This is a genomic window from Rhizobium sp. WSM1328 (assembly GCF_057653715.1).
On record NZ_JBYGKO010000002.1, the window covers coordinates 314,586 to 334,518 of the forward strand.

The 19,933-nt window shown below is 61.1% G+C and carries 14 protein-coding genes and 2 pseudogenes; 2 read left to right on the forward strand and 14 right to left on the reverse strand.

Annotation, left to right across the window (positions count from 1 at the left end; genetic code table 11):
- Positions 1-174 precede the first annotated feature (174 nt).
- Together AC2444_RS25020 and AC2444_RS25025 are read left to right on the forward strand one after the other, a co-directional pair.
- Positions 175-939: an SDR family oxidoreductase gene (locus tag AC2444_RS25020; RefSeq protein ID WP_128449316.1), complete on the forward strand. Its 765-nt coding sequence runs from the start codon at positions 175-177 to the stop codon at positions 937-939.
- 38 nt (positions 940-977) lie between these two features.
- Positions 978-1,391, forward strand: a complete 414-nt coding sequence (locus AC2444_RS25025; protein WP_017996062.1) for a cupin domain-containing protein — start codon at positions 978-980, stop codon at positions 1,389-1,391.
- A gap of 50 nt (positions 1,392-1,441) precedes the next feature.
- On the opposite strand, the gene AC2444_RS25030 is transcribed toward AC2444_RS25025, so the two are convergent.
- From AC2444_RS25030 to AC2444_RS25095, 14 genes and pseudogenes are all read right to left on the reverse strand, one after another.
- Complete coding sequence (locus AC2444_RS25030; protein WP_128438858.1) at positions 1,442-2,725, reverse strand: cystathionine gamma-synthase family protein; 1,284 nt, start codon at positions 2,723-2,725, stop codon at positions 1,442-1,444.
- Between the two features lie 73 nt (positions 2,726-2,798).
- Positions 2,799-3,878: a YihY/virulence factor BrkB family protein gene (locus tag AC2444_RS25035; protein ID WP_003562306.1), complete on the reverse strand. Its 1,080-nt coding sequence runs from the start codon at positions 3,876-3,878 to the stop codon at positions 2,799-2,801.
- Positions 3,879-5,764: 1,886 nt separating this feature from the next.
- Positions 5,765-6,485 (reverse strand): annotated as a pseudogene (locus AC2444_RS25040) (transposase); the annotation flags it as partial.
- 1,213 nt (positions 6,486-7,698) lie between these two features.
- A pseudogene (locus tag AC2444_RS25045) lies at positions 7,699-8,593 on the reverse strand (protein-L-isoaspartate O-methyltransferase family protein).
- A gap of 241 nt (positions 8,594-8,834) precedes the next feature.
- Positions 8,835-9,344 carry a GNAT family N-acetyltransferase gene (locus AC2444_RS25050; protein WP_003562303.1) on the reverse strand — a complete coding sequence of 170 codons (510 nt, stop codon included), beginning with the start codon at positions 9,342-9,344 and terminating at the stop codon, positions 8,835-8,837.
- 153 nt (positions 9,345-9,497) lie between these two features.
- Complete coding sequence (locus AC2444_RS25055; RefSeq protein ID WP_128449315.1) at positions 9,498-10,568, reverse strand: ABC transporter ATP-binding protein; 1,071 nt, start codon at positions 10,566-10,568, stop codon at positions 9,498-9,500.
- An 11-nt stretch (positions 10,569-10,579) separates the two neighbouring features.
- Positions 10,580-12,100: a DUF5060 domain-containing protein gene (locus AC2444_RS25060; RefSeq protein WP_003562301.1), complete on the reverse strand. Its 1,521-nt coding sequence runs from the start codon at positions 12,098-12,100 to the stop codon at positions 10,580-10,582.
- A 34-nt stretch (positions 12,101-12,134) separates the two neighbouring features.
- Positions 12,135-13,019 carry a carbohydrate ABC transporter permease gene (locus AC2444_RS25065; protein WP_012755221.1) on the reverse strand — a complete coding sequence of 295 codons (885 nt, stop codon included), beginning with the start codon at positions 13,017-13,019 and terminating at the stop codon, positions 12,135-12,137.
- Complete coding sequence (locus tag AC2444_RS25070) at positions 13,016-13,915, reverse strand: carbohydrate ABC transporter permease (protein ID WP_003562299.1); 900 nt, start codon at positions 13,913-13,915, stop codon at positions 13,016-13,018. The genes AC2444_RS25065 and AC2444_RS25070 overlap by 4 nt, the downstream gene beginning before the upstream one ends.
- A 92-nt stretch (positions 13,916-14,007) precedes the next feature.
- A complete protein-coding gene (locus AC2444_RS25075) occupies positions 14,008-15,261 on the reverse strand; it encodes an ABC transporter substrate-binding protein (protein ID WP_003562298.1) in 1,254 nt (417 codons plus the stop codon).
- 71 nt (positions 15,262-15,332) lie between these two features.
- Complete coding sequence (gene dhaL, locus AC2444_RS25080) at positions 15,333-15,977, reverse strand: dihydroxyacetone kinase subunit DhaL (protein ID WP_003562297.1); 645 nt, start codon at positions 15,975-15,977, stop codon at positions 15,333-15,335.
- Between the two features lie 3 nt (positions 15,978-15,980).
- Positions 15,981-16,985, reverse strand: a complete 1,005-nt coding sequence (locus AC2444_RS25085; RefSeq protein ID WP_128449314.1) for a dihydroxyacetone kinase subunit DhaK — start codon at positions 16,983-16,985, stop codon at positions 15,981-15,983.
- A 54-nt stretch (positions 16,986-17,039) separates the two neighbouring features.
- On the reverse strand, positions 17,040-18,902 hold the full coding sequence (apnL, locus tag AC2444_RS25090) for a D-apionate lactonase (protein ID WP_128449313.1): 1,863 nt from the start codon (positions 18,900-18,902) through the stop codon (positions 17,040-17,042).
- Complete coding sequence (locus AC2444_RS25095) at positions 18,899-19,933, reverse strand: Gfo/Idh/MocA family protein (RefSeq protein WP_128449312.1); 1,035 nt, start codon at positions 19,931-19,933, stop codon at positions 18,899-18,901. The genes apnL and AC2444_RS25095 overlap by 4 nt, the downstream gene beginning before the upstream one ends.

A 19,933-nucleotide genomic window follows, 5' to 3' on the forward strand; every position in this document is an offset into this window, starting at 1 on the left:
GTTTGGGGCCGCGATCCGGCGCATTCTCCTGCCCATCGGTTTCAACCGGCCGCACCGGCGACGGTCCCGATGAAGTCGCTTCGCTCATCGAGGGCGCGGGGGCATGCCGAGCAGTTGCCTGCTCACCTTCAGGTCACCAGAGGACATTTCTCGTAAAGGACAAGGAGACTACCCATGAAAATCGTCGTTATCGGCGGCACTGGCCTCATCGGCTCAAAGACCGTGGAAAGATTGCGCAACAAGGGGCACGAGGTGTTGGCGGCTTCGCCGAACTCGGGTGTGGACACGATCACCGGCAAAGGCGTGGCGGAAGCACTCGCCGGGGCACAGGTGGTGCTCGATCTCGCAAACTCGCCCTCGTTCGAGGACAAGGCCGTCCTGGAATTCTTCAAGACGTCGGGCCGCAATCTGCTCAAGGCAGGGGCTGCCGCCGGCGTGAAGCATCATATCGCATTGTCGATTGTCGGCATGGAGCGGCTGCAGGGCAGCGGCTACATGCGCGCCAAGATGGCCCAGGAAGAGCTGATCAAGAGCTCCAGCATACCCTATACCATCGTGCACTCCACCCAGTTCCATGAATTCATGGCTGGCATCGCCCAGTCGGGTACCGTCGGCCAGACCGTGCATCTGTCGCCTGCCTATGTGCAGCCGATCGCCTCGGACGACGTCGCCGACGTCATGGCCGAGGTGGCGCTCGGCACGCCTGTGAACGGTACGATCGAGATCGGCGGGCCGGAGAAAGTCCGACTCACCGAAATCGTCACACGTCTCTTCAAGGCGACGAACGATCCGCGGCAGGTGATGGCGGATCCGCACGCCCGCTACTTCGGCGTTGAGCTCGAAGATAATTCGCTCGTGACCGGAGCCAATGCGCGACTTGGCCAGATTCATTTCGACGATTGGCTGAGCCGGCAGCCGCCTCAGAAAAAGAGCGCCTGACACCGGGCGCCGACCCATTCCAACGCAGGAGACCAGACATGCTCAGAAAAATGATCTCGGCGGCGGCGCTCGCCGTTGTCCTTGCCGTCGGCACTCAGGCTCACGCCGCAGGCGGCGACGCGAAGGTAAGCGTCGTTTTCGACCAGAAGCTTCCGAATGTTCCCGGCAAGAGCATGCGGGGGGTGCTCGTCGAATATGCGCCAGGCGGTTCCTCGCCCGGCCATACGCACCCGGCATCGGCCTTCATCTATGCCACCGTTCTCGAAGGTGCGATCACCAGCAAGGTGAATGACGGGCCAGAGAAGGTTTACAAGGCCGGCGAAAGCTTTCCCGAATTTCCCGGCGATCATCACAGCGTCAGCAAAAACGCCAGCAAGACAAAGCCGGCGCGCCTGCTTGCGGTGTTCGTGCTGGATACCGACGAGACGGAACTGACGATCGACGACAAGTGACCCCATGCCCGATGCCCGGCGTCGCCGGGCATCGATTTCCCCGGCGTGTCTCAGGCCGCCTGCAGCGCCAGTTCCAGGTCGGCGATCAGATCGTCCGGATGCTCGATGCCGATCGAAAGGCGGATCGTCGATTCCAGAACGCCGATGCGCTGGCGGACATCGGCGGGCACGCCGGAATGCGTCATGGCAGCCGGATGGCTCGCAAGCGATTCCGTGCCGCCGAGGCTGACCGCGAGCTTGAAGATCTGCAGCGCATTCAGGAATTTGAACGAGGCGGGCTGACCGCCGCGGATATCGAAAGAGAAGGTGGAACCCGCGCCGGTGCATTGCGCTATGAAGGTCCGGCCGGCCGGCGAGTCCGGATCGTGGTAAGGCAGGTAGTGAACCTTCTCGACCTTCGGGTGATCGCGCAGATAATCGGCGACGGTACGCGCGTTGCTGTTTGCCCGCTCCATGCGCAGCTGCAGCGTTTCCAGCGAACGACCGAGCATCCAGCAGGAATGCGGATCGAGCTGCGTGCCGATCGCGCCGCGAAGGGCCTTGATCTGCTTGATCACCGCCTTGCGACCAAGAACGGCGCCGGCGATCAGATCGGAATGACCACCGACATATTTCGTCAGCGAATAGAGCGAGATATCGGCGCCGTGCTCGATCGGCCGCTGAAAGACCGGTCCGAGCAGGGTGTTGTCGCAGACGATGATCGGCATATGGCCCTGTCTTGCACCAACCAGGTCGGCCACGCGCCGGATCATCGCGACATCGACCAGGCCGTTGGTCGGATTGGCAGGCGTTTCGATCAGAATGACGGAGACGCGGCCCTTGGCCATCGCCTCCTCCGCCGCCTTCTGCACCGATCCTTCGCTGACGCCGTCGGCAAATCCAACGGCGGCGGCGCCGAGGTTCAGAAAAGTCTTCGCCAGTAAAGTTTCCGTTCCCCCGTAGAGCGGCTGCGAATGCAGGATCGCATCCCCCGGCCGGACGAAGGCGAGCAGAGTGGTGGCGATCGCCGCCATGCCCGATGAAAACAGCACGCCGCTTTCCGTTCGTTCGTAGACGGCGAGCCTGTCCTCGACGATCTCGCTGTTTGGATGGTTGAAGCGCGAGTAGACGAGGCCCGCCCCCTTCCCCTCTGGCGGCTCGCGGCGGCCCGACACGTAATCGAAGAAGTCGCGGCCATCCTCGGCCGTCTTGAACACGAAGGTGGATGTGAGGAACACCGGCGGCTTGACCGCCCCTTCCGAGAGTTCCGGATCGTAGCCGTAGTTCAGCATCTGTGTTTCGGGATGCAGGGCATGATTGCCGATATGGGTTTTGGAAGGATGCGGCGCGGTCATCATCGTCTCCTGTGTCGGGACTGCAGAAATGTCAGAATACATCAAAACCATACGAGAGGAGCAATCATCGCGGTCAACTCCTGGTCTCGCCGAGAGTATCAGCGACATAGGCGCCGCGTGCTCCCATCGGCAGCGGCGCTCCCGTCGTCGTGTCCTTCGCAGTCTGATGCTCCAGTTCGGCGTTCAGTTCTCCTCCGACGATTAGAATGACCACGGAAAGCCAGATCCAGATGAGAAAGCCGATCAGCGCGCCGAGCGTGCCGTATGTCGCATTGTAGTTGGCGAAATGATCCAGATAGAAGGAAAAGCCGAGGGACATGGCGGCCCAGGCGATCGTGGTCAGAACCGCGCCCCACGTCATCCAGCGGAGCTTGGCAGGCTCGCGGCTGGGACCGAAACGGTAGACCGATGTAACGGCCGCCGCGACGACCAGCAGAAGCAGCGGCCATCGCATGAGAAGGGCCATGTGCTCCTTGAATTGATCGAGCCAGAGATAGGAGAGGATAACAGGCATGACCCCGACAAGCACCACCATGACAACCGTCAAAAGCATCGCGCACAAGGTGAAGCAGAGGCCTATCAGGTTCAACCGGATAAGACCCCGCTTCTCCTCTTCCTCATAGGCGACGTTCATCGCGTCAAAGATCGCCAGCGTGCCGCTATGCGTGCTCCAAAGAGCGATGCCGAGACCGACGAAGAAGGTCACGCCGAGCGTAGCATCACGCCGGCCGACGAGCTCTTTGATTTGGTTGGCAATAAGATCGAACGCGCCTGATGGCATGAGGCCGGCCAATTCGCGAAGATGTTCGGATATGGTGGTCGGATCTGCAACCAGCCCGTAGAGTGATACCAAAGCCGCCATGGCTGGGAAGAGCGCCAGCAGCAGATAGAAAGTCACGCCCGCGGCAATCAGCGTGACCCGGTCGGCGAGGACCTCGTGGAAGACGCGCCAGAACACGTCGCGAAGGCCGCTGAAGGGGATAGCCTCGGGCGTGCTGGCGCTACGGCCACGATCGTCACCTGCGCGGTTGGTATGCTCAGGCGGGGCGACCGCCCTGCGCTCGGGTGCCTGCATCAAGACAAGTGCACCAATCGCTGCGGCCATCAATGCCGCCGCGATGGAGAATCTCTTGGGGTGAAACACATCAGGCATGAGGATGATCTCCGGTCTGGTGCGGAGATAACGCCGGGTGCCGCTAAAGGATGCAAGCCGTTGCTTTCTTGCGGACATTTAGGCCGGCGCCGAGGTCAGTCCGTTTCACACGCGGGTCAGGCAGCTGGGAGTTGGAAGCGGTTGAAAGCTCGTCAAACTCCACCACGGCCGAGCTCGGTATCGCCGAAAGCCACAAATCCGAAGTAGTTTCAAAAAGTATAAGTCGTTGATATTGCTGAGGCTGCTCCCTGATATGGAAGCGATGCTGGACTTTAGTTTCGTTACCGCATGGTAGGGAGTCGCTTCAACGCGTTTACCGATAGGCCGGCTTGGCGGCCGCGAGGCGGCAAATTGGTGCGCAGCTCGTACAAGGAGTGCGACTTGGACCTCAATTGCACCTGTTTCTATCTGATGCCGGCGCCTGTCAGCGACCGGACCGTGCAGCCCGATGCGTTGTGCAGCAAGCCCGATAAAACAATAGCGGTGGTGACAATCGCCTGCAATAGCCGTTTACGTTATCAACGGGCAAATACTGGGTTCGCCCTGCAAACCGTTGCCTTCTCTGGGCGCGCCTCATAATGCGTCGCGAGACCGAGGTACTGCCCGCCTGCGGACGCGATCTCGATGGTGGTTGCTTGATGGCGTCTCAGCAACCGGCAGAACGCGCGTCGCAGTCGACCAAGTTGGCACGCGAAAGCAACTGCCCGTCAAGGGGGCTGAGGCATCATGCGCGCTGCTCCAGACGTCGGCCAGCCGCACCCTGGCGCTATGTGCCATCGGCGGCCCCTCCCCCCCCGCCACTGAAGGCGCTTCCTCCGGCAGTTGATCGCTGGGCATCTCCAGCGTCCCACTCAAATGCGCAGGATCGGCTCCTGACATATCGGTCAGAACTAACGCAGGTCTTCCGCATTGCTGAGAGCGAGGGGCTGCACGTCATCAGATAACGGGCATCGACGACGGGCGCCGCGGTTGTCTATTCCAGGACGGAACGGCCCGGACGCTAGCGTTCCTACATTTACTCGCTTTACGGCGCTAACAGTCCGGCTGCAGTCGCCGCTGTGTCGCCCGCGCCGACGGACGGCCGGTCGACAAGCAATTACCCGTTCGCAATGGGCTGATCGCTCGAAGGCTTCGGCCTGGCTTCGGATCCCGCATGATCGGAGGCCCCTCCCCTACCGTATAATACTCTCTGCTCGATTGCATGAAGAGCCGACCGCGGATCACAGCGAGCCTTCGATGGGCAGCCGACCCCGCGGCCCAAGCGAATCCGTGAACGATAGCTGTCGGTTGGGTGTTGCCTATCGTGCCGTTGTCCGCGGACAACAGGATGATCAGCATGGTAGCCGTCAAGTCGTTTGCACATGGACCAATCTCCGTAGTAACTGAATTTGAGCGGTCGTGAAAATATCTCTGATGCCGCCCTGCTGGTGGATGCGCTTGTGGCATTATGGCTGCCCCGATGGCTCTGTCGGGCATTGGAGCAACGGGCTCATACGCCTTGCCGGGCAGGCGTGGGCATGTTCGGCTCCAAGAGTTCTGAAGAGCTTCGTGGGTGTGCCGACAGGTCCGCAATACCAAGAGGCCGCTCGCTGTCTAAGGAGGAGCAGAGCCCCGCCCATGAAACGAGACCGCGGATTGCTGGCGCAGCAGCTGCGCTCACCGGAAGGGATCCGCAGCAAGGATGGCAGGCGGCCGTGGCGGCGTCATCCTTGCTGCTATTGTGTCTTATTGACGCGACAGTAATTGAGCTCGCCCGTCGCCCGTCGCCCGTCGCCCGTCGCTCGGTGAAGTTTTTGGCAAAGGCTGGGCTTCGGTCGCAATCCCTGGGTGGATCGTGTTGGCGCGGCGGCGGCCAGCCCCATCCTTCGGGGCCTCTGCGGTGCGCCTCAGCAACCGTGTTGTTGGGGCTGGTTCGATGGGGTTCGTCTTCCTTCTAAGAATGGTGTTGATCATGATGATGAGCTTTCGCATGGCGACCTTGGGCGGTTTGCCCGCGTCGCGCAGCCTGTTGTGGAACGTCTTGATGGCCGGGTTGCAACGGTTGGCCGAGTGCGTTGCCATATAGAGGGCGCATCGGACAGTGGCGCGGCCGCCAGCGAAATAGCGTTGTCCAGGTGCCGCTGTCGTGAGCCATCGTTGCAACACCGACGAGGGCGGCGAGTTGCTTGTCGTCGATTGCGCCGAGTATGGGCAGTTCGGCGATGAGCACAGCGGCACTGACCTCGCCAATGGCCGGCACGGTCAACAGCAGATTACGGCGTTCGGCCTTGTCGGCCTCGGCCTCGATGCCCAGCGGTGGCGGCATGGACTCGGGCGAGCTCGGCCTTGTGGGCGGCGAAGGTCTCGCCATCAGCACTGCGACGGCCTCAGGCGGATGTTCCAGGCGGCTCTTCTGGGCGACCGCCATGTCGATGAGCTGGCGGCGGCGGGTGACACGCGCAGCAAGTCGCAGTCGTCGAAGTGGGGGATCTGTGCCGGCCGCATCGCTCTGGCGAAGTGGAGGATGACGCGGGCGAATTCCTGGACAGTTTTGGCCAAGCGACGGCTGGCCCTGGCGAAGTCGCGCACCAGGCGGGGATTGATGACGGCGACGGCAATGCGGGCGGCCGGCTTGATCGATATCTCGCGCAGTTCGGCTGACGGTCAGCTGGAGATAAGCGCCGCGCTCTTGATCGGTGAAAGGCGCCGGGCACGGCAAGCCCAGGGCTTTTTGTGAGGGGTTTTCCCTCGCATGTCCGCCTGCCGGCGTACGCGCGGTACGATCCCCGCTGCCCTCATCAACTACTACTTCGTGCGGGAGTTTCTCTTTGCTGAAAGCGGGAGAGCTCCCTTCGCCCGGGTTGCTGCTCAGCAAGTTGTCCGCGGACAACCCCTCGCCTGGCCCTATCGCCTGCGAGGGAAGGTTATAATGCCTAACCGATTCGTCTGCGATATCCGCGTGGCCGCCAGGCTTGAATTTGCCGCATTGCGGCACTACCTCGTGATGGACTGAAGCGCTTAACCCCTCCGAGCCGCTTCGGTCCGACGGACAGCACTCCTCCTCCCAGGCTGTCGGTCACTATCGAAGCCCGGCGCACCTCTCCCGCGCCGGGCTTTTGTCGTTCTGGCAATCCGCCGCCGGACAGACAGCGCATCCTCACTTTCCATGGGTGTCGATCTGGTCCTGGTGAGACGTGCCGCGATCAGGGAGGCGGGGGGTTATCCGCTTCACCGATTTGCGTCGGGCCCGCAGTATTGCCTCCAACAAGGGAGCCACGAGGGGCTGTCTCCTGAGATCGTGGGTAAGCAAGTCATACGTCACAACCCGACCGGCTCAATCGCCGCCACTTGCTGATCTTCACCGTCAGTCTGAGCGTCGCCATCCAAGAAAGGCGCCGGATGCCTCGGCTAGGTTGCGCCAGCGTATTAGCGTCAATCACGTCGGCTGTCTACGCGCCGTATTCGGCGCGCGCTGGCCACTGCATTTCAGCATGCCGCGGCCATCAATTTCGTCTGGATCTCGGCCGGCATGGGCAGCCGCTCGGGTCCTGGCGCGCTTGATCCGATCTCACAGATGGCAGGCGGCAAATTTCGACAATAGGCTTTTCGTGCGGGGCAGGGGAAGGATGCCGGCGGCGAGGCTGCACTAAGCTCGAGATAACCAGGTCCGAGCTCGGCGCCCTGGGCGTGTTGCCGCCCAAGCCCTTTGCTCCGGATGTTTGGCGTTGCGACGTCGTCGGTCAGAAGTGCGGCCAGCGGATCGCGCCGCCGCGGCGCGCTACGTCGCTCTGGTTCCCTGCGGAGATGGGGCGCGCGGTCTTGCGGAATTGGCCGTGATGGTTCAGACGTCGTCATAGCAGAGCGCCCATTGGTCGCCGATATGCCAGCAACGCCCTATCCGCGGCTCCGTCTTCCAGAGCAGGCTTTTGACGAACTCGATGCCGCCGCGCTTGAAGGCGGCGGTCAGCGCGTCGATCTCGTTGTCGTCGGTTGTCAATCCACCGTTGGCGCAGACGAAATAAGCTGTGCCGATCCAACGCGCCGCAAATCCACAATCGCCGCGCTCGATACGAAGAGCAGCACCATGGGACGCATGACGGCCGCTTTTCGGCGGTCGGTCCTGGCGCGGTACGCCGAGTGGCAACACCAGGCGCCCCCCGGGCCGCAGCCTTTCGATCCAGGGTTCCGCGGGCCGCGCGACGGCGAAATTCACATAGATCGCATCCACCGCGTGCTGTGGCCATTGACTGCCGTCGGCGTTAACGACGCTAACATTGGCCCGATCAGCAAGCGCTGCTTGTGCGTCGGCAGCCAGATCAGGATCCATCTCGACGGCATGGACATGACCGGAAGTGCCGACCAACTCTGCCAGAATGGCGCTGTAATAGCCGGTGCCGGCACCGACATGGACGATGCGATCGCCGCCGATCTGCACATCCAGTTCCGCCAAGAGTCGGGCATGCAGTGACGGGCTTCCATTGTTGACGCCCTTTTCGGACTGCAGGGCGAACAGTACGTCCTGATAGGCCAGAACCAAGTCGGAGGAGGGGAGGGGGCGATCCGCCGCCCAGATTGGCGATCTGCCATGGAGGCGCACCGAGGAAGTTCTCGCGCGGGACGGTGGCAAAGGCAGCTTCGATCCGCGGGTTCGTCGTTGCGGCAGTTGCCACTACCTGATGGGCGTAAGCGCGGCGGATCACCGCCAGTTCGTCGGCCGTGAACAGCGCAGTCGGCATCGGCAAATCTCCGGGTATGGCTTTGATCTGCTCCTCTTTTACGTCCTTCCGGCTCCAAATCCATCTCTATCCCCGACTGCTTGACCAATGGGGACCAGAACTCATGACGGAAGTTAAATGGCAATTCTGTTCCATTAGTGAAAATTACGGCTTTACTTCATATGGTTAACATTCCGCTAGCCGCAAAATTTGACTACATCGCCGCACATTAAAGTGTGGCCTCAGCGCAGTCGAACACGTTTCAGGCGTCGGGTATCGTGTGGTGTCTGGCGCCTACTCTGAAACGCTTCTTGATCCTATCGACCGACGTCCCGTCCTGAAGCGGAACCTGGACCAACCGGTCATATGTCTCGAAGCCCATCTTTGCGTAATAGCCAAGGCCGCTGAAATTGTCGGCGCGAATGGTGGCATTGATGAATTCGAGCCCGAATTCTTCCGCTGCGGCTCGGGTTGCGGGGAAGAGAGCGCTGCCAACGCCGGGGGTTCTTGGGTTCAAGCGGGCAAAGGTTGCGATGTCGGCGAAGCCTTTCGGCGGATCGCCGTATAAGCTCAGCGACTGAAAGCCGACAAGCGACTGATCGCGCTCGGCAACATGGCAGGTCAGAGGAAACTCGCCGTCGATGAACCAGTCCGCGAACTCGGCAGCCGAAAGCGGCGTCTCGAGTGCGGTTGTTCCGCCGGCAAGAATGATTTCGTTCAAGAGACTGCTCAGCTCCTCCGCGTCGGCGGAGACGGCTCTTCGAATGTGCATGCCTTGGCTACCTCGTTTTGGAGGTACAGCCTATCGGCGAGATCAGAGATTACAAGTCGCCAATTCGCTGCGAAGGCGAGGAGTGATCAAGAACTCCGCATGCCGTCACATTCCGGTTCCGCGTTCGACGGACTTGCTCCAGGCCTTTCGTCTTCAGGCGTTCAGGCGCTGCTGCGTCTGCCGGTCGAAGAAGTGAACCTTGGCCGTTTCGAAAGAAAGCTTCACCGGCTGTTCCGGCACCAGCTCGACACGTTCACGAACGACCCATGTCAGCTCCCTGCCTTCGAGCTCCACCGCGACATGGGTTTCCGATCCCGTGGGTTCGACCACCTTGACCACGGCATCCACACCGTTTTCGCCACCGAAGGTGATGTCTTCGGGGCGAATGCCCAGCGTCAGCGGTCTGTTGGCGGAATTGGCTGGAGCCCGCGAAAGCGTTACGCGTGACCCACCCGGCAGCGACAATACCGGGTCGCCTGCGCCCTCAAGGGTTCCCTCGAGAAAGTTCATCGCGGGGGAGCCGAGGAAGCCGGCGACAAAGATATTGCGTGGTCGGTCATAGAGCTCGAGCGGGCTACCGATCTGTTCGACGCGACCGCCGTGGAGCACGACGATCTTGTCAGCCATGGTCATGGCTTCGATCTGGTCGTGGGTGACGTAAACGATCGTGGTCTTCAGGCGTTGGTGCAGAGCCTTGATCTCCGCCCTCATCTTGACCCGCAGTTTCGCATCCAGATTGGAAAGCGGCTCGTCGAAGAGAAAGACTTTCGGATCTCGAACAATGGCGCGGCCCATGGCGACGCGCTGCCGCTGTCCGCCCGACAGCTGCGCCGGCTTTCGATCGAGAAGCGGCTGCAATCCGAGAATTGCTGCAGCCTCACCGACCTTCTGTTCGATTTCCGGCCGCTTGACCCCGGCGAGCTCGAGCGCAAATCCCATGTTCTGGGAGACCGTCATCTGCGGGTACAATGCATAGTTCTGGAAGACCATCGCGATATCGCGATCCTTCGGCTGCAGATTGTTCACGACCCGACCATCGATGCTGATCTGGCCGGCGGTGATATCCTCGAGCCCGGCAATCATGCGCAGCAATGTCGACTTGCCGCAGCCGGAGGGGCCGACGAGAATGGTAAATTCACCGTCGGCGATCTCGACGTCGACACCATGAATGATGTCGACCGTGCCGAAGGATTTCTTGACGTTTCTGATGCTCAAGCCAGACATGGATCTATCCTTCAACGTTTCCTGCGCACACGCAGCGCCTGGAATGGCTTGCGCGGAATTTTCACGCCGAAGGCCGCGTCCGGCTTGCCGCCGCGCACGACCGAGCCATGGCGCGTCGGATGCGGAACGGGAGCCGCCACCTTTTCGACCGGCGTGATCGTCATCTCCCAGGTGTCGATGAGATCGACATCGTAGTCATCGCTATCGACCGGCAGGCCCGTCGACCAGATCACCGGCTGATGCTCGCCGAAATAGATCAAACGGAAATCGCCGTCGCCGTCGCGCGCGCCCGACACGCGGGACCAGGGCCACTCGCCGATGATGCCGAGCGGCTCGAGGCCGTGTTTGACATCGGCTTCCAGGAGGTCGCGGAGGAAGGCGATGCGCTTCCACGCTTCGCCGCGCAGTTCCCCGCCCTTGGCCCACCAGATCAGGTCCTCGGGATGAGAATAGGTTTCCCCATGACCGGCATAGCCGCCACGCGCCATGGTGATCCAGAAGCGATGCACGAGTTCCTGCGCATTGAGGTTGCCCCATGACTGCAGGATGTCGCCCTCATATTCCGGCTCGTCGTTGACGACAGGCTTGCCGTAGGCATCGCGCCATTCCTGGGTCCGCTTGACGTCAGGGTTTTGAATGCAGGTGTGCGTGACCCATGGCTTGCGATGATCGAAATTCGCCGTCACGTCGCCGTTATGGATGGAGCGCAGGTGCTGGTAGGGGTCGTTTTCCTCCAGGATGTGGAAGTAGCGATCCCACTGCTCCATCGGCTTCGTATCGATGAGGAAATCATATTCATTGGCAAGCGACCACCAGACATTCCGGTAGGCAGCGAGACGAGCGGCCAGATACTCGACATAGCGAAAATCCTGCTTCGCCGACATGTCGGCATAGCCCCACCGGTCGTAGGGGTGGAAGATGATGATATCGGCTTCGATCCCCAGCTGGCAGAGCGCTGCGACCTGCTTCTCGAAGTGCCGGAACGAGGCGGGGTTCGGACGATCGAAGTCTTCCTTTCCGTCCGCTCCGCGTTCGAAGCAGGCGTGCAGCGGCTCGTTGACGTTGTAGGGATAATCCTTCGGAAACACGCCCATCCGCATCTTGTTGAAGCGGGCCTTCTTGAGGGTTTCGAGGGTCTGCTTCTGCATGTCGAGCGGCTGGTGCGTCCAGGCGTAGCAGGTCGTCCCGAAGGACAGGAACGGGGTGCCGTCGGCATAGGCGAAGTGGAATTTGTTGCGCACGCGAACCGGGCCGTGATTGCCGGCCGAAGGCTCGGTCGCAGTCAATGCGCCGGTCTTGCCGTCGAGTGCAGCAGTCCTGGAACGGGTCAGAAACGACCATTCGCCTTCGATGTCCGGCATGAAGCGGATGCGGTAAGTCCCGTTGCCGTCATAGAAGCCCGGCACGCGGACTGCGCGGCTCTTATGGGTGAACACGGCATCGAATGCCACGTCGAGATAGGGATTGCCGCTGGAGGGTCCATCAAAGGAGGCCTCGAACACGCCCCATTTTTCGACCGTTGCATCAGACATAGAATATTCTCCTCGTGGAATGCTTTTCGTGGCCCTAGCCTTTGACGGCGCCGGAGGTCAGGCCAGAGACGAAGTAACGCTGGAAGATGAGATAGACGATCGTCGCCGGCAGGACGGTCATCACAATGGCGGCATTGAGCTGGCCGTAATTGCTCGAGAACTGCCCCTGAAACGACATCAGGCCGAGCGGTAAGGTCCACATGTGCTGGTCCTGGAGCAGCACCAGCGCCATGGCGAATTCGTTCCAGGTGGAGACGAAGTCGAGGATGAGCAGTGCGGCGAGCACGGGCAGGCACACCGGCAGAAAGATCCGTCTGAAGATGATGAAGTGGCTTGCACCGTCGATCAGTGCTGCTTCCGACAGCTCCTTGGGAATGCTCTTGAAGAAACCGTGCAGGATGAAAACCTGATAGGGAACGCCGAAGGCGATGTAGGGAAGGATGACGCCGGGGTAGGTGTCGATCAGGCCGAGTGAATTCACCAGGGTAAAGAGCGGCGCAAGCATCACCTGGAAGGGGATCATCGTGCCGAACACGACAAGCAGCAGCAGGGCCTTGGTGATCTTCAGCTTGATCTTGGCAAGGGCATAGGCGGCCATCGCCGAAAGGAACAGCCCGAGCGGCACCTTGATGACCGTTATGATGACGCTGTTGAAGAAGGAGTTTGCGAAGTTGCCGCGGCTCCATGCAGCGCTGTAGTTTTCGAAAGCCAGCTCGGTTGGCGGCACGAAGGCGCCCGTGCCGGTCACCGCCGCCGGCGTCTTCAAGGAGGTGAAGACGATGAAGACGAATGGCGCGACCCAGACGAGCGCCACGATAACAAGCGTGATCCAGAGACCGATCAGAATGGGATCCCGCTTCATCGATGATGGTTCGACCTGCAAATGCACTGCGGTCTGGTCGGTCGGTACTGCTGTCACGATTCAACCTCCTCGTGCTTCTGGGTCCATTTCAGATAGGGAATGACGACAGCCATGGTGATCAGCAGCAGCACGACCGAAATCGCCGCACCTCGTCCGAAATCGAAGATCTGCATCGCCTGCGTGAACGCCCAGAGCGCCAGCATCTGGGTAGACTGCGCCGGTCCGCCACCCGTCAGGCCGTAGACGATGTCGAAAGCCTTCAGGGAGGAGATGACGGAAAGAACGAGAACGATCGTGATCGTCGGGCGCAAGGCCGGCAGTGTCACATGCTTGAACACCTTCCAGCGGCCGGCGCCATCGATGCGCGCTGCCTCGACAAGCGTCTGAGAGACGTTCTGCAGGCCCGCCAGAAACAGGACCATCGAGAATCCGACCGTCTGCCAGAGATAGGCGACGAAAACGGAATAAAGAGCGATGTCCCTGTTGCCCAGCCAGTCATTGATCCAGCCTTGCATGCCCCACGAGGTGAGCAACTGGCTGAAAAGGCCGAAGAACGGATCGTACATCCATTTCCACATGGTGGCGACGGCAATCGGCGCGATGATAACAGGCAGATAGAAGATGGCCCTGAGGCCATTTCGGCCGAATATCTTCTGATTGAGGCTCAGCGCCAGCAGCAGTCCGATCATCGGCGGGAAGATCAGGCTCATCAAGGTCCAGATCACGGTATTGCGGAACGCAACCCAGAAGACCGGATCCTTCGTGAAAATCGCCGAGTAGTTTGCAAGCCCTACAAATTGCCGCTGCGGGTCCAGCCCGTTCCATTTCTGGAAGCTCAGGATGACGACATTGAGCATCGGATAGAGGGCAAAGACGGCATAGATCGCCAGGGCTGGCACGAGCAGGATGAGCGCTTGGACGCGCGGATCATGTGTCGATTGTCGAAGTGACATGCTTTCCTCCTGGCAGTGAAGCGGCTGCCAGCTGATGAAAGAATGTGCCGGTCGATCGACAACTGGTCGATCGACTGGCACCTCGGGAGGAATCAGGTTCGGCTTGCGATAAAGCTCTGCAACTGCTTGGCCGCATCGGCCGGCTCGGTGTTGCCGGAAGCAACATCGTTGATGACCCGGAAGTACTCCGTCGTGACGTCGAGCGGGAACGCCTGGTCGCCGTTCATGTAGACCTTGCCGTATTTCTGGAAGATCCCCAGCCATTCCGCCTCGAGCGGCTTCTGGTTGGCATATTGGACGTTCTTGTTGACTGAGGTTGAACTCAGCTGGCCGAGCAGGTCCTGCTGGACCTTCGTCGAGAGGAAGTAGTCGAGGAACTTCGCCGCTACATCAGGGCTCTTGCTCTTGGTGCTGATGTAGTTGTACTCGGCGAAACCGTAGAGACGATCGGTGTTGGTCGGGAAGGGGAAAATCCCGTAGTCGTCGAGATTGGCGCCGGAGCCGTTAAGCTGGCTGACCAGCCAGTCGCCTTCGAGCATCATCGCTGCACGACCCGCGGTGAAGAGGCTGTAGGACTGTTTGTTGTCGATGCCCATGAACGGCTGCAGCGTATAGTCCTTCGTCCACTTCGCAAACTCCGCGAATGAATCCGTCGCGCAGGGTTCCTTGGTCCAGTCCAGCGTCATCGCCTTCAGCGCATCGTGCTTTTCAGCACCGCACTTCGTTTCAAGGATGACGTCCATGAGACGCATGACGTGCCAGTTGACCGTGCCGCCGAAGGTGAAGGCGGGAATGCCGGCAGCCTTCAGCTTATCGGCCGCGGCAAGGAATTCCTCGTAGGTCTTCGGCTCTTCCTTGATGCCGGCCTGTTCGAAAAGCTTCTTGTTGTAATAGACGGCCTCACCCTTGAAGGTGAAGGGGACGCCGTGCTTGCCGCCGGGATAGAGGTCGGCAAAAGCCGCTGCCGAGGGCAGCAATTCGTCGCTCCACTTATACTCGGCATAGTATTTGTCGAGGGGCAGGGACAGACCGGCCTTCACATACTCGCCGCCGAGGCCGAGGCCCGCCCAGCTGAAATAAATGTCAGGTCCCTTGTCGGAGCCAGCAGCGACGCGCAAGGCGGTCTTATGCTCGTCGACGGCGCGCTGAACGATCTCGACATGCGTTCCGGGGTTTGCCGCTTCGAAGTCCGTCGCCACCTTTTTCAGAGCCGTGTTGGCAGCATTGTTGTCGAAGTTGAGGGTCCAAAGCGTGATGTCTTCCGCAAGAACCGGCGTGGCCGATAGTGACGCCACGGCGATCGCAACGATGCTCGCAGTCTTCAATTTCGCAGAAAGGGTCAGCATTACCGTCCTCCTCTTGTAAAGCCGGGCCCCTTGTTGCAGATAGTCATTGACATGTCAACTGGTATGATGAGCTAACCATCGTGATGCTGAGCAAATTTGGCCATCGCGGCGATGATGATGACTGCGGACGCGGCGCCGGGATCGATGTGCCCGATCACGCGGTCCCCCAATCGCGAAGCCCGTCCCTTGGTCGCGGTCATCTTGCTGGTCGTTTCACAGCCTGACCGCGCTGCCCGCTCGGCCGCCTCGAAGCATTGGGGGAGGGGCTTTCCCGACTGCCAGGCATCGAGTGCTGCGTCGGCCGCAGGCCTCCAGGCGTCAACCATCGTCTTTTCACCGGGTTCGGCCTTTCCACGTTCCTGGATTCCCTGCGCCATTGCCGCAAAGACACGCAGGAAATCGTCATCACTCAATGTCTGCTTGTCTTTGGCGGCTGCTCCGGCGCGCATGAAGGCCGTGGCGTAGAGCGGGCCGGACGAAGCGCCGACCGCATTCAGGAATGCCTTAGCCGCGACGTTGAATGCGGTTGTTGGGGCGATCCCGGCGTCGAGCTCGCCGACCGCTTTCGCCGCGGCCTGGCAGCCTGCATCCATGGCAAGGCCGTGATCCCCATCGCCGATGGCGCCGTCCAACGCGCAGAGATGGTCGCTCTCTGCCGCAATATCCTCGGCAATCCCGGCAAACATGCGCTGCAGGTCTTCGGTCGTAAACGTCATCGATTACCTCACAAACATCGCGCAATCACAGGGGTGGTCGATCAATCGCTGAAGCTCGTCGTCGAGATGCATGACCGTGATCGACGCACCTGCCATTTCGAGAGAGGTGCAGTAGTTTCCGACGAGCGACGTATGGATGACGAGCCCGGCATCGTCGAGCCGGGACTTCACGCGCCGCATCATGATGTAGAGTTCCATCAGCGGCGTCGAACCCAGCGAATTGACGAGCACGGCGACACGATCGCCCCGGTCTGCTTTCATTTCGCGAAGAATGCTGTCCATGAGTTCGTCGCTCACCGCGTCGGCCGGCCTCAGCGGCTCACGCGCCACGCCAGGCTCTCCATGAATGCCCATTCCGATCTCCATCTCCCCTGCGCCGATCAGGAAGTTCGGCCGGAGGGTCTGGGGCAGCGAACAGGGGGAAAGCGCGACGCCCATCGTATAGGTTCGCGCATTGGCATGGCGGGCGGCGCGCTCGACATCGTCGAAAGAGTAGAGAAGATCGCAGGCTGCGCCGGCGGCCTTGAAGATGAAGACGTTGCCCGCCACGCCCCGCCGCCTGTCTCGCTGATCGGCAGGCGCGGACGCCACGTCATCCGTGGTAAGCACGGTGCGCACCTCGATCTCGTCAAGCGCCAGCATCTCGGCAGCCATGTCGAAGTTCATCACGTCGCCGGCATAATTGCCATACATGAATAGGACGCCGGTGCCGCCATCGACCGCCTTGGCGCAGGCGATGATCGGATCGGGCGGCGGCGAGGCGAAGACGTTGCCGATCGCGGCCGCGTCCGCCAGCCCCTTGCCGACAAACCCCAGAAATGTCGGTTCGTGCCCGGATCCGCCGCCGATGACCAAGCCGACCTTGCCCTTGCGTGGCCCGTTTCTGGCAATGATCGCCCGGGGCATGTCCCCCACTGCGTAGAGGTGGCGCGGATGCGCCGCCAACACCCCTTGCAGCATTTCATCGACGGCATCTGCGCCGGCATTGATAAGCTTCTTCGTCTTCACGCTGTCCTCCCAGTGCGAGCTCCGCCTGCATAAATGCGGCTGCAGCGCCGGAGGTCAATCCGCCAGTTGCAGGACGACGGTCGCAAACGGCGCGAGCAGCAACTCTTTGCCCGAATCTGCCGGCCGGCATGCGCCGCAATCGACCTTTCGTTCTTCGCCCGTCAGATTGACGACGTGAAGCCTGGCGCCTGCGGCATCGCGTGCAACGAAAGACAGCACCTCGGAGGGCGAGGAGGAGACGCATGCCTGCCAGGATGCGCCAGCCAATCGAGACAATGTCCGCACTGTGTTGAACAGCGGGCGCCGCCCGCCTTGCTCGGTCGGTTCGGCTGGACCGGCGATCAGACCGAACGGGCCTGACAAGGCCGAGAGTGTCAGGCATTCCAGACCGGCATCCAGTACCCGTATCGCGTAGCCGAGCGCGAAGGCCTCCGCGAAGCGTCCATTGTGACGCGGGTCGCGGTTGGCCATGGGAACGCGTGCGCCCGACGGATTATCCATCGTGCGGCTGCCATAGGGGTTCTGTCGCATCGGGATCGTCGACGGGCCGATCCGGTAGGGTCTGTCACCGTAGATCGCACGCACCGACCGTGTGATGAAGGGCAGCGCTTCCAATGTCTGCATGACGCTAAGATCGTCGGCGGCATGCACGATCGGATTGGTGCAGTGGCTGACGAAGTCGAGCTGTCCATCCGGGACGCGCTTCCGGTTGAGCTCGGTGAAATAGCTCAGCATGCCCCCGCCGATGCGAATGCCGGGAAAGGCGGCGCGAGCGGCGGTATAGACTTCATCCAAAGGCGGGCATTCCGGCCATTTGCTGCCGGGCGGCGTCGACTGCCGGTCAACCGAAGGCGAGATCATGATCGCATCCGGCCTGAATTCCGCCAGCCGCATCTGGTGGGCGATTTCGGCCACCTCGCTTGACGGCGACGATGTGCAGGGAAGGGCGATCTCCAGCGTCGAGCGGCCGAGATGGGCCGCGGCGAGCATGGCGAACTGCGTGAGCGCGTCGACGCCGTGTCCTGCACTGGGGTCGAAATGGACGAGCAGTTCCTGGGGAGCGATTTCCGACAGCACGGACTTTGCCGACAGTGTCGCATCGGCTTCCTCGGGCGTAACGATCACGCCGATATCAGGCATGGTGCTGGTTCGCGCCCCGAGTTCGAGTTTTATGGCGCCGACTGACGCCGCAGCTGGAGGATGCCGTGTCGAACCGCCGATATCCCTGATAACAAGCGACGTCTTTTGCCGAACGGGCTGATTGGCGGCAATCTGGTATGGCCAGGGCAGGGCGAGCGGCCTGACATATGTCTTATAGGATGCGTCCGACCAGTTCCTTTGGTCTTCCATTTCAAAGGTGTCGCCCTCCATCCGGCATTCCGCCTGAACGTCAGGCATGATCGCATGAGTGATGGCGCGCATGTCCTTGAAAGGCTGCCAGGGCTCGATGACATCGGGAAACCCGGTTGCCACTATCCGGCCGTCGACATGTTCGACCGTCGCCGGTGAACCCGCCACGCCGACGATCGGATGCAGGATGCAGAAGCCGCAGCGATTGGTCTCGAAGCCGGTCTCTGTGATGGCTTCGGCCTCGAAGTCGAGCCGGTCCGCGCTTCCGGTGATGCGAACGTCAATGAGAAGCCTCGTGTCATCAGGTCCCTCGCAGCGGGCTCGATAGGCGACCGCGAAACGATTGTCACTCTGCTCGATGCGGAGATCAACAATTACAGGGCTGTAGGTGCCCCAGTCCGGGTCGCGAACGAGGTAGGAGATCGCTCGCAGCACCTCGGTCCCATCGTAGCGGATGGTGCGGAGGTTGCCATTGGCGAGATCGGCTTCCAGTTTTCCGGCTCTCAGCCGAACCGGCGGCGTTTCAACGAGGCGGGTGCCGTAGAGCTGGAACGCATCGACTTTCATCGCAGCATCGCTCCGACATCGATCGTCTGTCCCCTGGCCGCACTGTCATAGGCGGCCTCGACGAGCGCAAAAGTTTTCAGATTGTCGGCCCCTGACGTCGAATGTTCCGCGCCGCGCTCCAGCTGATCGACCCAATGCTGCTGGATCGCGTGGACGCTCTCCTGGATGTTGTGCCAGGGCCGCGAGGCCCATGACAACAACTTCGGCGATACGTCAGTGGTGGTGGTGCCCCTGGCGTTGGTGATTTCGAGGCCGTAACCCTGGGTCAGGCGGATCGTGCCTTCAGAACCGTCGAGCTCGATCAAGGTCTCGGGGAACGGCTCCCTGGAAAGCCTGGTGGCGTAGCTGACGTCGACGACCGACGTGGCGCCGTTTTCGTGATCGAGCAGAATGGTCGCGACATCCTCGCCCTTGATTCTGGGATTGACCCGCTTGGTGCGGGCCGTGAGCGAGCGAACGTCGCCAAGGATATAGCGGGCGATATCGAGCGTATGGATGCCGAGGTCTTCAATGATGAACCGTTCGCCCTCGGCCAAATAGGGTTGGCCGGAAAAGACGTCGTAGGCCGAACGGAAGGAGAAGCGGCCCCAGAAGGGCGTGCCGATGGCATCGGTCTCCAGCGCCTTGCGCACCGCCTGGATCGGCGTCTGCCAGCGAAAGTTCTCGTGCACCATCAGCGGTATGCCGGCATTGCGACACGCCTCGACCATCGCCTTCGCGTCCGACAAGGTCTTGGCGAACGGCTTCTGGCAGATGGCCGGCACCTTGTTCCGAGCCGCCATTTCGACGAGAAAACGATGGCTTTGGACGGTCGTGGCAATGTCGACGAAATCAAAACCGCCATCGGCGAACAACGCCTCGGAATCGCCATAGCGGCGAGCGATGCCGAACTGATCGCCGACGATCTTCAGCCGTTCCGGATCGCGGTCGCAGATCGCGACGATGCCGGCACCTCGAACGTCGTTCCAGGCATGCAGCTGGTTGACCGCAAAGAAACCGCAACCGATCAAAGCCCCTTTCAATTCCGTCAT